We start from the raw sequence: 14,143 nt of genomic DNA on the forward strand, positions 1-14,143 counted from the left end.
TGAGCAGAAATAAGGCATCGGCGCATCGATTGCTATGTAGACATCGTTGCAAGGAAGTATGGGAGAAGTGCTCAATGATTGAGCATCGTTGATGACAACGGGTACATCTCTGTGTCGATCGTAGGCGGCGATTTTGCACAGATGCACATACACTCCAGGTTTGAATGTCTATCGCTTCACCGACCTCGCTAAACAACGCGTCTGCTGCGATCGCTCCGTCGCGTGACTTAGCACCATCGCGTCGCTGTCGACTCATTATTGTTGGCGGTGGTATGTCAGCTTTTGGCCTTTGTGATCGCTTAGCTCGACAAGGATCGATCAGTCAATTTGATGTGACCATTTTTGGCGAAGAGCCTCAGGCGGCCTACGACCGAGTCAATTTGTCTAAGTACTTCACTGGACGATCGGCTGAGGATTTGTCTTTGGCTTCGTCGGACTGGTATGCCGAACATCGGATTGAGTTTCGAACGGGCTGTCGAATTGAAAGAATCAATCCATCGCAGCAATTGATTTTCGACGATAGCCAGCATGCTTACGTTTACGATCAACTAGTGCTTGCGACGGGATCGCATCCGTTCGTTCCCCCAATACCAGGTGTGGAATCGCAGGGTGTTTTCGTCTATCGAACATTGGAAGACCTGAAGGCGATTCAGTCATACTGCGAGACCAACGAAGCGACCGCTGGTGCGGTGATGGGCGGCGGCTTGTTAGGGCTGGAAGCGGCAAAGATTCTGACCGATTTGGGTTTGAACGTCAGTGTCATTGAGATGGCACCTGGTCTGATGCCACGGCAACTGGACTCAGAAGCCGCTAAACGTCTGAAAGTGCACGTCGAATCGCTTGGTGTTGACGTTCACTTAGTTCGGCGAACCGAGAGCATTCACGAGACTGGCGACGGGAAGCTTCGTATTGATTTTGCCAACGCGGATTCGTTGCACGTCGATATCCTGATCGTCGCTGCTGGCGTTCGTCCGAATGATTCCATGGCAAGATCGGCCGGTTTAAAGGTTGCGGAGCGAGGCGGAATTGTCGTCGACGAAAGTCTGACGACCAGCGACTCAAGAATCTTTGCGATTGGAGAATGCACTTCTTATCAGGATCACGTGTACGGCTTGGTGGCACCCTGTTTTCGTATGGCCGATGTGCTGGCTTCTCGGTTGAGCGGCGGGACCACTCGGTTTACGGGTGCGGATGAGTCGGCGGAGTTGAAATTGATGGGGGTCGATGTCGCCACGTTGGGCCGTGCAATCGGAGAATCACCGGGCGGCACGGTGCTGAAGTACCAGGATGATTTTGGGTATCGGAAACTTCTGTTGGAACGCGGTCGGATCGTCGGTGCTTCTTGCATAGGACCTTGGGAAGATCTGCCGTTGATACGTCATGCAATCCATGAACGTGCACGTCTTTGGCCCTGGCAACGAAGTCGCTTTTTGAAAGTGGGTTCTCCGTGGACTTCCGAAGGTGTGTTGCCGATTTCTCAGTGGCCAGCCGACGCGGTGGTGTGTTCATGTTTGTCGGTTAGTAAGTCGACGATTGAATCATTGGTTCATGAAGGTGCTTGCGATGTCCAAACGATCGCCGAACGCTGCGGGGCGTCCACCGCATGCGGAAGTTGTCGGTCGTTGGTCAGTGAATTGGCCGGAACGCCAGCCTCTTCTACCAGTGTTCCCGGCACCAAAACGATGGCGATCGCCTCGTTCTTGGCATTGATAGTGGGAGTTGTTTGGATGGTGATGCCCTCCATTCCATTTGCTGAGAGCGTTCAATCAAGTTGGCGAAGCGTTGATGTTCTTTGGCGGGACGATCTAGCCCGACAGATCACCGGATTCAGCTTGCTCACGCTGACGTTGATCGGCCTATTGTTTTCACTTCGCAAACGGATGAAGTGGTTTCAATGGGGGAACTATGGGACGTGGCGGGCCATCCATGGAGCATTGGGGACGGCGGTCCTAGTGGGCCTGGCGATACACACCGGTTTGCGTTTGGGGTCGAACCTGAATTTTGTTCTCGGGACCTGCTTTTTGGCTGCAGGCGTGCTGGGTGGAATCGCGGGGATTGCCAGTAGCTATGAAAGTCGTGCCACGGGCCATACGGCTATGTGGTTACGTCGTTGGCGTCCCCGACTAACGCGGGTTCATCTCTGGGTAACCTGGCCGCTACCAGCGTTGGTAGTCTTGCACATTGTCAGTTTCTATTGGTTTGGGGACTGATCTAGTGAAAAATAAGTGGCTTCTTTGGGCCGTTCTGAATGGCATCGTCCTTACTTACTTTTTTGTAGGGTTGTTTGCGCCGGCGTCCAGTCTGCCATCTGAGAGCCTCAAGCGTGCTTGGTTGCCTGGCGAGACGACCCATGGCCACTACCAAATCGAACTGGACTGTGATGCGTGTCACGATCCGTCTGGGAGCACTGCCGAGCCATCTTCCTCTGACGTGATGCAGGACGCGTGTATTCATTGTCACGGCGAACAACTGAAACAGGCTAATGACACTCATCCCGCGAAGAAGTTTCGCGATCCCGTTCACGCGGAATTGCTGCTCACATTGGATGCGCAAAACTGTTTGACTTGTCATCAAGAACACGTTCCCGATCAAACGTTGAACATGGGACTGACGCTTCCCGCGGATTATTGCTGGCACTGCCATCAGGATATCGGAGAAAGCCGACCCAGCCACGCGGAGATGAAGTACGACAGTTGTGCGACCGCCGGTTGTCACAACTATCACGACAATCGAGCGATCTATGAGAAGTATCTCGCCGATCACTACGGCGTTGCCGACATGATTGATGGTGGGCGGGTGCCCGCGCGACAAACGCGGGAGACTTTGTCGAAAGGCGACTGGGATTTTGCTTCATTGAAGTTGAGCGATGCGGACGCTCCTGATTCCTTGGAATACGACTCGCGATGGTTGAGCGATTGGGTGGAAACCTCGCATGCCAAGGCGGGCGTGAACTGCTCGATGTGTCATGGAGTATCCGACACCAAACAAGGATCGGCACCAGGATCGGCACAAGTATCAGCGGATTCATCGTGGACGGATCACGTTGCAATGCAGACTTGTGAAAGTTGCCATAAGCAACAGTTCGATACTTTCGTCGCTGGAAAACACGGGATGCGGATTAACGCGGGGATGTCACCGATGACTCCGGCGATGGCTCGATTGCCAATGCATGCCGGTGCAGCGCATGCCGAGTTGACATGCAATGCTTGCCACCAGGGGCACCGATTTGACACCCAGTACGCGGCGTCGGAAGCGTGTCTGAATTGTCACGCTGATGATCACTCCCGCAACTATCTAGGTACGTCTCACGCGGAACTTTGGGCCGCTGAACTGGATGGGTCGGGGCCCTTGGGTTCTGGCGTCAGTTGCGCAACATGCCACCTTCCTCGTCTGGAGGGTGACGACGGGATCGTAGTCAATCATGACCAGAATGCTGGTTTGCGACCTAACGAGACCATGGCCCGCCAAGTGTGTTTGCATTGCCACAGTTTGGAATACTCACTTAGTTCGTTGGCGGATCCGAATTCCAAAGTGGACTGCTATGGAGTTGCACCAGTAGATCGGATCGAGTCCGTCGAAATGGCCCACGATTGGTTTGAAAAGCAGGATGCTAAGCGACGGGCGAGACAGTCCAAGAACGCCAAGAAGAAGCCGAAAAAAGGCGGTTGATCCATGTTGAAGCGACAGCCTGTTATCTCACCGAGTTTAGTTTGTTAGTTCACCCTTGAAGGATTTCTGGAATGAAGTGGTATTTGTCTAACGCAGTCATTGCAATCATGTTTACAACCGTTGTTTGGGCACCGTTGCTTTTGTCATCGACAGGTTGCTCAAAATCCGAAGCAAGCTCGACTCCGTCGGGCGGCATTACGCCCAAACAATTTGCTGATGGCGTTCATGCTGTCATGATGGCGGACCGAACCGTGTATGCGACGCACGTGGTAACCAATTTGAAAAAGCAAGACTCCACCGTCACCGCGGACGAATACTGGCAGGACAGCGAAGACGCGATCCCACTGCCAGCACAGATGTTTCGCATGGGTGCCGAGCTTGTCGACGAAAATGAGAATGCCGGCTTCACCTATTCGTTGCGTAGTGAATGGCCTTTGAACGAACAACACACTGCCAAAAGTGAATTTGAACAAAAGGCATTGGAGTACATCAGCGAGAATCCAGGTGAGAATTTCTATGGCGAAGAGGAATTAGGCGGAAAGAAGTATTTCGTTGCTGTCTATCCGGATCGGGCTGTCGCGGAAGCTTGTTGGTCTTGCCATAACGATCACCCCAATCGCGGCGAGGACTACCCCGAATTTGCCAAAGACGATGTCATGGGTGGAGTGTTAGTTCGCATTCCAACTCCCTAGTGATTCGACAAAAGATCGTTGAAGGATCGCTTTCGGGCATGGATGTCCACTTATTCTTTATTTATGAAAGTGAATTACGATGACTCCCGAGCAAATCAACCTTGTGCAGTCCTCATGGGAAAAGGTGAAGCCCATTTCTGAGCACGCAGCGGAGCTGTTTTATGGCCGGCTATTCGAATTGGACCCCTCATTGAAACCTCTCTTCAAAGGCGACATGAAAGAACAAGGTAAGAAGCTGATGGCGACGCTAAACTTGGCGGTTACGTCCCTCACTAAACTGGACGCGATTCTTCCTGCGGTCCAAGCATTGGGACGCAAGCATGTTCAGTACGGGGTTCCCGATGAGAGCTATCAAACCGTCGGCCAAGCGTTGTTGTGGACGCTCGATCAAGGGCTCGGCGAGGCTTTCACCGATGAGGTTAAAGAGGCCTGGACTCAAACCTACGTGACGCTGAGTACGGTCATGTTAGATGCCGCCCATGAAGGCGAAGCCGCGTCCGCTTGATTTGGGCCCGACAGTCAGTCGAATGAACCGGATGCGATTCAGTGCACTCTCTAGCACTCTCTTGCTTTGAAAAGACTTTCGAATCGCAAGGCGAGTGCGGACGCGGGGATGAAGTGGCGTTTCTAGTGCAACCCTAGCTTTATGGCCAACAAAATATTCTTGGCCGATAGGTCGGTCTCGGCCCACTTTCCGATGCATGTACTCGTCTGAGGATCCATCGGGCGGAAGTTCGGTGCGTTTGGGGCATAGACGCCCTGGGTTTGCTCGCTTGGGGACATGGTTTCCTGAGAATCTAGACCGCCGTGCACAGCGGCAGCTTGGCGACTATATTGTGGGCCCCGCCTGTGAGTTCGTCTGCGAAATGGATCGGTTGATTCCGACGCAAACGTCGCTGAAGCCAAGACTCTGCATAAGTGTTTCTTGGGGCCAGTTTCTCAAATTCAGTAGATAGAAGCCGCGTGAAATCGCTCGCGATTGACCGGTGATGACTCCACTGACTGCCACGTTCCTTGTGTTGCTCCGCGAGTTGTTTCTCGGTGAGCGCATTTTTGATGATGTTACTATGCCGTATACAACAAAATGCCTTTTTCGCAGCGTTCCGGCCGTACTGGTCCTGCTTTTGACCATGACGAGCGGTCTGGTTTCGCAACGCCCAGCAACTGCTCAATCGACGACGGCGGTGAACGCCAATGTGGACGATGCCGACTATCAAGTTCAGGGTGAATACGCCAGTGATCGTCAGGGGATGCAAGTCGTTGGCCTGGGGGATGGCGAATTCGAATTGGTGATCTATGAAGGTGGATTGCCCGGCGCTGGTGCACGGCAGGACCCGCCGCGGCGTATTGAAGGTGACGCTGATCTTGTCGATGAATTGGTGGATTCGATGGGGCTGAAGCGTGTCGTGCGAACCAGTCCGACTCTTAATTTGGGCCCACCCGCCGACTCGGTTGTTCTGTTTGATGGTACGCCTCAGTCAGCTCAAGAGAACTTGAAAGAAGCCAAGCTAGACAGCGATGGCTTGTTGATGCCTGGTACAACGAGCAAAGCAACCTTTCAAGATTACTCGCTGCACCTGGAATTTCGCACGCCGTGGCAACCCGAAAAGAGTGGGCAGGCGCGAGGCAACAGTGGCGTCTATCACCAAGGGCGATACGAGACTCAGATCCTTGATTCGTTCGGGCAAGAAAAACTGAGCACCTATGCAGGTGGAGTTTACAACGTACACGAACCTTTGGTGAATGCGTGCTTCCCACCCATGACATGGCAAACCTATGACGTGGATTTCACCGCCGCACGTTTCGACGATCAAGGTGCCAAGATTTCCGATGCCCGGATCACCGCACGGCTGAATGGGATCTTGGTCCAGAACAACGTCAGTGTTCCTAAGGTCACTCGCGCAGTGCACTGAATCGGAATCGGCTGAACCTGGCCCGATCTATTTGCAAAACCATAAAGACCCGGTGCGTTTTCGGAATGTCTGGGTTATCCCTCGAGATGCCCAGCGCGAAGCGAGTCGTCCCATCGTCCCTGGTTTCGAACGTTTTTTTGCGGGCAACACCAACACGCTGGCTGATGGAGGCGAGTTGCTAATCAATAGTCTTGCTTGCGATGCCTGTCATCAAGGCGAATCACTTGGCTTGCCTGCTCAGAGGGGCCCTGACCTAAGCGAGGTCGCGGGACGGGTACGAACCGATGCGATGTTGAGCATGATCATGGATCCGCACTCTGCGAAGCCTGGGACGACAATGCCAGACCCTTGGGCGGGGATTAGCGACGAGGAAAAGAGTCAACGAGCCAAAGCGATCGCGAGTTTCCTGTCTAACAGCGGTAAAGAGCAGTTGCGAGATCGCATGATGAGCCAAGAAATCGCAGCACGGGGCCAGCAACTCTATCACGACATCGGTTGCGTGGCTTGTCATGCCGATGACCCGGAAGCGGCGACGTCAAGCTTCACAACAATCCCGTTGGTGGACTTGCATTTAAAGTACTCGGTGCCTTCGTTAGCCAAATTCTTGTTGGCGCCTCACGAAGTGCGCCCAGGGTTGCGGATGCCAGCATTGACCGGAAGTGTTGGTGAGGCGTCTGCGATTGCGACGTACCTGACCCAGAAAGTGACGGTGGGCGAAGCATCCGCTTCGGTACGTCGTTCGGTCTATCGCGGCAAATGGAAACAGTTGCCAAATTTTGCTGAAATGGACCCGGTCAGTCAGGATGTTGTGAACGGCTTGAAAATCGACGACATCCGTCCGGTAGCGAACTACGCAGTTGTCTTTGAAGCCATGTTGTCGGTCCCGGCGGACAACACTTATTCGTTCGAATTGACCAGTGATGACGGTAGCATGATCGTCATCGACAAGGTGCGATTGAAGAACGATGGTATCCATTCACGAAAGACACGCAAAAAGAAAATCGAACTCACTGCGGGAATACACCCGATCCGAATCGAGTTCTTCAACGGTGGCGGTGGAGCTGAACTTGAAGTGCAAATAGTTGACCCCGCTTCCGGACGTTTTCCGCTTAGTGCGTGGTTGTTTGATGAAACCCAGCCCAAACTACACGACTTGCTACCTAGCGGTTTCGAACCTGATGCAAACCAGGTAGATGCGGGACGAAATTGGTTCCGGTCGACTGGTTGTGCGAACTGCCATGACGCGGGTGGGTTGACCTCAACGATGGATACCGCACCGCCACTGAATCAAGTGCGGGCCGGCCACGGGTGTCTTGCCAAACAGGTACAGTCGCCGGCAATGGATTTTGGCTTGGGAAGTGTGCAGCGAGCCGCACTGTCCGCCGCCTTAGAACGGCGTCGATCCGGCGATATGCCTGAGGAAGAGAACGCCAATTTGGTGCACTTAACGATGGCGGCACTGAATTGTTATGCATGCCATGCTCGTGACAAAAAGGGTGGCCCCGAATCGGACCGCATGTCGGTGTTCCAGGGCACGACCCCGGAAATGGGCCTGGAAGGTCAGATCCCACCACCGCTGGATGGTGTGGGGGATAAGCTCAACGACGAATATTTTAAGTCCGTTATCGGGAACGGCAGCAATCTGCGCGACTACATGAAAGTGCGGATGCCCGGGTTCCAGTACGAACCGCTTCGGAAGTTCCACGAGTCAGTGAAGACGCTCGATCGCAGCGATGAAATGGAAACGGCGGATAATCCTCTTTCCGAATCGGTGGTGATTTCGACCGGTCGACAACTTTGTGGGAATGCCGGCCTAGCATGTATTAAATGTCACAGCTTTGGCGGTGACAAAGGCGGCGGACTGGGGGCACTGGATATGTTGGATATGCCCGTTCGGCTACGCGTCGAATGGTTCCACCGTTACTTGCAAGACCCGGTCGGCTATCGGCCTGGAACGCGGATGCCGAATAGTTTCGTTGATGGGAAATCGGCCTTAGTTGACGTCTATGATGGCGACCCGACGTTGCAAATCGATGCGATCTGGAACTATTTGAAACAAGGTGACAAGGCTGAAGAACCCGAAGGTCTGAAGCAGGGTGCGATCGTATTGGCCGCCGATCAACGACCGCTGATCTATCGCAACTTCTTTGTCGGCGTCACCGCTCGAGGGATCGGCGTTGGTTATCCCGAAAAGATCAACTTGATCTGGGATGCGGAAGAGATGAACTTGGCGACGTTGTGGCAAAACAGCTTTGTTGACGCATCCTTGCACTGGGTAGGTCGTGGTAAAGGTAGCCAAAGCCCGTTGGGTGACCGCGTTGTCGATCTTGACCCGGCGACTCCACTGGCTGTTTTGCAATCGAAAGAACGGCCATGGCCAGATTCGACTGGGCGCGATCTAGGGTACCGGTTCCAAGGGTATCGGTTGGACAAACTCGGTCGTCCGGCGTTCGAGTATTCCATTGGTAGCATTACTGTTACCGACATGCCCAATCCGAACGCGAAGCCTCGTCAGTTGGTCCGTAAGCTGACAATCGATACGACAGCGGGAGAGGCCAATGGAATGTTGGTTTGGCAAGCTGCGGCAGGACGCATTCAGAAGACCGAGCGAGGATACCGTGTCAACGAACAGGTTGAGATGGTGATCGAAGGCGTCGATTGCGAGGTGATCGGCATCGGCGATAAGCAATCGTTGCGAGCTGTGGTTCCGGACGGTGGTGTGACCACCATCGAACAGACCGTTACGTGGTAGCGGATCGAACAAGTTCGATTCAATTTTGTCGCCGCCTACCCATGGCGGCATCGTCACCCGTTAATTCATTTATCCACCTTTCGCTTCTATGAAAACTATCAACGTATACGTCTGGTTGTTGCTTGTAACGATCGCTCCGATGCCATTGGCTTGGTCGCAGCCCGCTGGCAATGCGAAACCAACCGAAAGCGATTATTACTCGATCACCACATTCGAGTTGCCGGCGGAGGAAGAGATTGAAGCCTCAGGATTTCAATTGATGGATGATGGCAAACTAGCGGTTTGTTCGCGTCGTGGCGATATTTTCTTGATCGCCGATCCGTTGGCAAAACAAGTGAAGTCAAGTCAGTTCAGCCTCTATGCTCGAGGCCTTCACGAGCCGCTGAGTTTGGCATTACGGGACGGTTGGCTGTATGCGGTCCAGCGTCCTGAAGTCACGCGAATGCGAGATGACGACGGTGACGGTCAGGCGGACATCTTCCAAACCCATGCGGATGGTTGGGGGATCTCCGGCGATTATCACGAGTACGCTTTCGGATCCAAATTCGACAAGAACGGCGACATGCTGATCACGTTGTGTTTGACGGGATCGTTTAACAGTGTCGTGCCGTATCGAGGCTGGGCGATGAAAGTCACTTCGGACGGCGAGACCGTGCCGTATTGCAGCGGTGTTCGATCACCAGGCGGGGTCGGTGCAAATTCAGAAGGCGATATCTTCTATACCGATAACCAAGGTCCTTGGAACGGTACCTGCGGACTGAAGGTGTTGCAGCAAGGAAAGTTTGTCGGCCACCCCGGTGGTTTCGAGTGGTACTCGCAAGCCGAGCCGGTTATGGGCAAAAAGCCCATCGAACCGGAAAGCGGAAGCCGGATGGTTGTCGAAGAAGAGAAGATCGAACAACTTGTTCCTCCCGCGATTCTGTTTCCTTACGACAAGATGGGCAAGAGCGCCTCCGGTGTGACCTGTGACACGACGGGCGGAAAGTTTGGGCCGTTTGAAAACCAAATGTTTGTCGCCGATCAGTCGCACAGTACCGTTATGCGAGTGTTCCTGGAAAAAGTGGACGGCCTTTATCAGGGCGCCTGTTTTCCGTTTCGACGAGGATTCGCGTCTGGAAATGTAGGTTTAGAAATGACGCCAACCGGTGCCATGTTTGTCGGCGGCACCAATCGCGGTTGGGGATCGGTGGGGCCAAAACCTTTCGCGATCGAACGATTGGATTGGACTGGCAAGACGCCCTTTGAAATCCATGAGATGCGATTGATCCCCGGTGGTTTTGAGTTGAGCTTCACCCAGCCGATTGCCGATTCTGCCAGCGACTTGGCGAGCTATCAATTAAAAAACTACACCTACGAATATCGATCAGAATACGGGAGCCCCGAAGTTGATGCGACTACTCCCACAATCACGCAAGCCGAGCGATCCGAAGATGGGATGCGGGTAACACTGATGGTGGATGGTCTACAGAAAGGGCACGTTCACGAATTGGTTGCTGCCGGAATCCGAAACCTTGACGGACAACCTTTGCTGCATAGCGAAGCGTACTACACGCTGAACCGATTCGCCGAACAAGAGTGAAAGTGGTTCGGTTGGGACGTCGACGCTGTGCGAGTTGCATCGCGAAGATCGCTATCGGTGAGACCGATATGTCTAACGTGTGAAGGTGAAGACGAGACCGCCCTCGGTCCGCTCGGTGTCAAAGTCGGTATTGTCCGACGCGAATCGATCGTGTCCCGCAACGGCAGCGACCACCCAGTTTTCGCTAAGCGTGTATTGCAATCTACCGTGCAGACGCCAAAACAGTTCTTCCCTGGGCGTCGCGCCGGTGAAGTTGTAGTAGTCACGATAGCCAACGCCCCACGTTGGGATCAGCTTAAGCCTATCAGTGATTAGCCAGCCGGTTGATCCATGAAGGTTAATTGAACCGTAGCGATAGTCGTCGCCGTCGGTGTTAGCCCATTCCGTATCGATGCCAATGGTGTGCATGGGAAGTGATTGCCATCCGGTTTGAAAGAACCGACTGATCCCAGCGGTAATCGCAAGGCCGTCTAGCGACGATTGGTTAGGGTCGACACCATCGTCGCGAAAGTCCGAGCTGGCAATGGTCAGGTACCCATAGAAGGCTTCAAGGTCGGGCCGGATTAAGGTCACCGAAGCAGTTGCCGAATGGCGATTGCCGACTTGATTGCCGTCGAAGTAATCATCGGAATAGACATACTCGACGCGCCCGATCGCTTCGTTGGCGCCCCAGTTAAAATCACGTTCGGCAAACAGACCAGGCTGCAAGCTAGCAAGATTGAACTCTTGAAAGTCGCTTTCGTTGGCGGTGAAGTATCCGCGAAACATGGGGCCGGCTCGCAGGCTATCAGTGCGGAACAACTTGTAGTCAATGTCGGGGTTAGCAAATGCTTGGAAGCTCGCGCTGTCGCTCTGCGCCAATTCGCGGCTAACTGGAGTGAGTGTGACATTCGAGTTGTAAAGCACGCCGGTTTCAAAGAAGACTCGCAGACGATTAACCGGTGCTTGTACCTCGCTTTGAAGTTGATCGATTCTTTGTTCTAGATCATCGGAGCCGTCAAAAGATTGAATTTGATATCCGGCCGGTTGAGCGTTCACGTTAGGTGCTAACGTTGCACTAATGGACGAAGCGGAAGGAAGGGGAACCGGGGCCGCGGAAGTTTGGTTTGGCGGCACAGTGGGGATCACCAATTGTGCTTTGGCTGGCGTTTGGCAGGGGACACCTTGTTGGCGAAGTTGGTCGGCATACGAGCTCGTCGGCGCGATTTGATAAACCTTGTCAAAGTGGCTTTGCGCCGCTTCAGGACGTGCAACCTTGACTAGCATTTGGCCCATGTCGAAGTGGGCCGCAGCGTTAAACGGATCCAAATCTAAAGCACGCTTCGAAGACGCGATTGCTGAATCGGTATCGCCTAGAGCCTGTTGTAGGCGGCCCAACGCACGCCAGGATTCCGAATGATTTGGACGATCAGCGACACGCTGTTGCAACATCGCAAGCATTTTGAGCTGTGCTGGCGAGTGCTCAAGTTGAGCGGTTTCAGGAGTGGTTTCGGCTGCAAGCATCTTGTCGCAGAACACGAACGATGCGATTGCGCAAGCCAAAACGCATATTGATAGCAGGCGGATTGAATAACTGAGCCGCATGAAACCTTGCTGCTTTCTATTTGAATAACTGGCGGGAATCTGGCTGGCGAGACTCGACTCGCATTGGATAGTCTTCCCGCATCAGATTACGACCGTCTGTGCCTATTGTGTCGTAGCACGCACATCACATGGATGGCCACCCCGATTCAAAGGAGGTCGCGAGTCTTCAGTTGATCTTACGGTCGACTTTAAAACGCGGCTGTCTCAAGGAGTTTTCAAGGATGAAGCGTCATACTCAAGTCTTGCGTCTGATCGTTGCACTGACTGCGGGTGCAACCCTGCAAGCGAATGTTCACGCCGACACATTAGGTGGACTGACTTCCGGAGTTCAGTCCCAATTGCAACAACGCGTGCAACAGCAGGTCCAGGCTCAGGTTCAGCAGCGAGTTCAAGCTCAATTGCAAACCCAAGTTCAGTCGCAAGTGCAAGCTCAGGTCCAGCAACGTATTCAATCGCAAGTTGCGGGCGGCATCGAAGCACGCGTTAACGGACAACTACAAAACGCTGCTGGATTAGCGGCTGGCTTAGCGACTCGTGTTCAGGCACAAGGTGCTGCAATCGGCAACGCCGCTTTGGCTGCCGGTGCAAATTCGCAAGTCAACGCAAACATTAGCGTGGGTGCTCGGGCAAGCCAAGGTTCCGGTTCTAGTCAAAGCGGAACGACATCGAGCCAGTTGAATGCTTCGAGTGGCCTGGCTGTTTCGGCAAGTCCCATTGTAATCACCCAAAGTGAAGTGTCGGCTTACGATTCGATCTTCGGCCAGTTCAACCCACTGCGCAGTGCGGCAGTTGTGCAAGCTGCCGGTGCAGCCGAGGCACAACAAGCCCAATCCAGTTCACAACAAGCAGCAACCGCTGCCCAAGGTGAAGCCGGTGCATTTGCATCGGCCGCAAACGATGCGTCGGCATCTGGTCAAGCGACTCAGTCGTTCGCGGGCGCAGCGGCAAGCGACCTAAGCGGTCAAGCCACCGGTGCTTTTGCAAACGCTAACTCGCAAGCTAGCCAATCCGCACAAGCTCAAGCTTTGGGGAACGCTCAGTTCGGTGTCGCTGGCGTGCTCGCTTCGAATGTTGATTTGTCGGCAATGATCGCTGTTGCATCACGTCAACGAATGGCTGAGATCTCGCAGCTTCGTGATCAAGCTATCACATCGGCCAATGTTGAATTGATGGCGCAAGCCGACGCGATGGAAGCTCAGTTGACTGCGTTCGCAACCGCTCAACAGCAAGCGATGGCACAGGCTCAAACCCAAGTTCAAGGTGAAGTTCAATCGGGGCTTCAAATGGGGGCTCAAGCAGCTTCCGCCGCAGCTCAAAGTGCGGCGTCGGCTCAAGCTTCAGCTCAAGGTGCAGCGTCGGCTCAACAATCGGCAGCAACTCAAGCGGCTGGCTCGTTCCAGTTTTCCGTTGATGGACAAGCCGCTGGGCAAGCGTCTTCAGCCGGCAGCGATGCAAGTGCTGCAGCGGCCGCTTCGGCAGCCGCACAAGGAAGCGGTTCAAGCACGCTTCGCTAGATCGTTTCGAGAAGAAAGAAACATGATCGAAACGCTCAAGGGTCAAGCTAGTTTTGGCTCTTGGGCGATTTCGGCCATACCGATCCACGGTAGCTTGTTTCCAAAGGTCGGTTCCAACTACGACGTGACTCTACGACGACGTAGTTCTCTTTATGCAGCGTACTCTCTTCGCTGCCTGACCTTGCCGCGGCTTATTTAATCGACGTCATGTCCAACTCGCTCGCGTTGCCTCGGCCGTATGAATGGACGCATCTGGGTTAAGCGGATAGCAAGGCCTCGCTGTGCCCGCCGTGTTGTCATGTGTAAGTCACACGCCAAACCTTCCTTCTGACGTCCGCGTCTATCCCCGGCCCGGTAGGGGGATATCTGATGGCGTGTTGCAACTCAAAAATGGCGGATTCGGAGCCTTCAGTGGCCACCGCGCTGGTTCTGCCACGCTG

General features: G+C 53.9%; 9 protein-coding genes. 8 read left to right on the top strand and 1 reads right to left on the bottom strand.

The genetic code is table 11. The features are described from left to right. Nucleotides 1-164 precede the first annotated feature (164 nt). The 7 genes from ACR3ZL_RS01735 (at nt 165) to ACR3ZL_RS01765 (ending at nt 10,605) form a co-directional block, all read left to right on the top strand. A complete protein-coding gene (locus tag ACR3ZL_RS01735) occupies nt 165-2,210 on the top strand; it encodes an FAD-dependent oxidoreductase (protein ID WP_473649604.1) in 2,046 nt (681 codons plus the stop codon). 4 nt (nt 2,211-2,214) lie between these two features. Beyond that, complete coding sequence (locus ACR3ZL_RS01740) at nt 2,215-3,669, top strand: cytochrome c3 family protein (RefSeq protein ID WP_473649603.1); 1,455 nt, start codon at nt 2,215-2,217, stop codon at nt 3,667-3,669. A 107-nt stretch (nt 3,670-3,776) separates the two neighbouring features. Next, nucleotides 3,777-4,361 carry a Tll0287-like domain-containing protein gene (locus tag ACR3ZL_RS01745; protein ID WP_473653432.1) on the top strand — a complete coding sequence of 195 codons (585 nt, stop codon included), beginning with the start codon at nt 3,777-3,779 and terminating at the stop codon, nt 4,359-4,361. Nucleotides 4,362-4,440: 79 nt separating this feature from the next. After that, nucleotides 4,441-4,866, top strand: coding sequence for a globin family protein (locus tag ACR3ZL_RS01750; protein WP_473649602.1), 426 nt, complete (start codon nt 4,441-4,443; stop codon nt 4,864-4,866). Nucleotides 4,867-5,428: 562 nt separating this feature from the next. Then, a complete protein-coding gene (locus ACR3ZL_RS01755; protein WP_486173167.1) occupies nt 5,429-6,274 on the top strand; it encodes a 3-keto-disaccharide hydrolase in 846 nt (281 codons plus the stop codon). Between the two features lie 52 nt (nt 6,275-6,326). Then, on the top strand, nt 6,327-9,026 hold the full coding sequence (locus tag ACR3ZL_RS01760) for a PA14 domain-containing protein (protein WP_486173168.1): 2,700 nt from the start codon (nt 6,327-6,329) through the stop codon (nt 9,024-9,026). Nucleotides 9,027-9,165: 139 nt separating this feature from the next. Then, entirely contained in the window at nt 9,166-10,605 is a 1,440-nt protein-coding gene (locus tag ACR3ZL_RS01765) for a hypothetical protein (protein WP_473653431.1), read from the top strand. Between the two features lie 72 nt (nt 10,606-10,677). Here ACR3ZL_RS01765 and ACR3ZL_RS01770 read toward each other — a convergent pair whose 3' ends face one another. Continuing rightward, entirely contained in the window at nt 10,678-12,108 is a 1,431-nt protein-coding gene (locus ACR3ZL_RS01770; protein ID WP_473649600.1) for a tetratricopeptide repeat protein, read from the bottom strand. Nucleotides 12,109-12,410: 302 nt separating this feature from the next. Between ACR3ZL_RS01770 and ACR3ZL_RS01775 the strand changes: the two genes are divergently transcribed. Next, on the top strand, nt 12,411-13,703 hold the full coding sequence (locus tag ACR3ZL_RS01775) for a hypothetical protein (protein WP_473649599.1): 1,293 nt from the start codon (nt 12,411-12,413) through the stop codon (nt 13,701-13,703). Nucleotides 13,704-14,143: the final 440 nt, after the last annotated feature.

The organism is Rhodopirellula sp. J20-39 (assembly GCF_057365095.1).

What these genes read in the sequence shown, in the direction of transcription:
- ACR3ZL_RS01735 (WP_473649604.1), top strand. Translation starts at nt 165, where the DNA reads ATGTCTATCGCTTCACCGACCTCGCTAAACAACGCGTCTGCTGCGATC.
- ACR3ZL_RS01745 (WP_473653432.1), top strand. Translation starts at nt 3,777, where the DNA reads ATGTTTACAACCGTTGTTTGGGCACCGTTGCTTTTGTCATCGACAGGT.
- ACR3ZL_RS01750 (WP_473649602.1), top strand. Translation starts at nt 4,441, where the DNA reads ATGACTCCCGAGCAAATCAACCTTGTGCAGTCCTCATGGGAAAAGGTG.
- ACR3ZL_RS01755 (WP_486173167.1), top strand. Translation starts at nt 5,429, where the DNA reads ATGCCGTATACAACAAAATGCCTTTTTCGCAGCGTTCCGGCCGTACTG.
- ACR3ZL_RS01765 (WP_473653431.1), top strand. Translation starts at nt 9,166, where the DNA reads ATGCCATTGGCTTGGTCGCAGCCCGCTGGCAATGCGAAACCAACCGAA.
- ACR3ZL_RS01770 (WP_473649600.1), bottom strand. Translation starts at nt 12,108, where the DNA reads ATGCTTGCAGCCGAAACCACTCCTGAAACCGCTCAACTTGAGCACTCG.
- ACR3ZL_RS01775 (WP_473649599.1), top strand. Translation starts at nt 12,411, where the DNA reads ATGAAGCGTCATACTCAAGTCTTGCGTCTGATCGTTGCACTGACTGCG.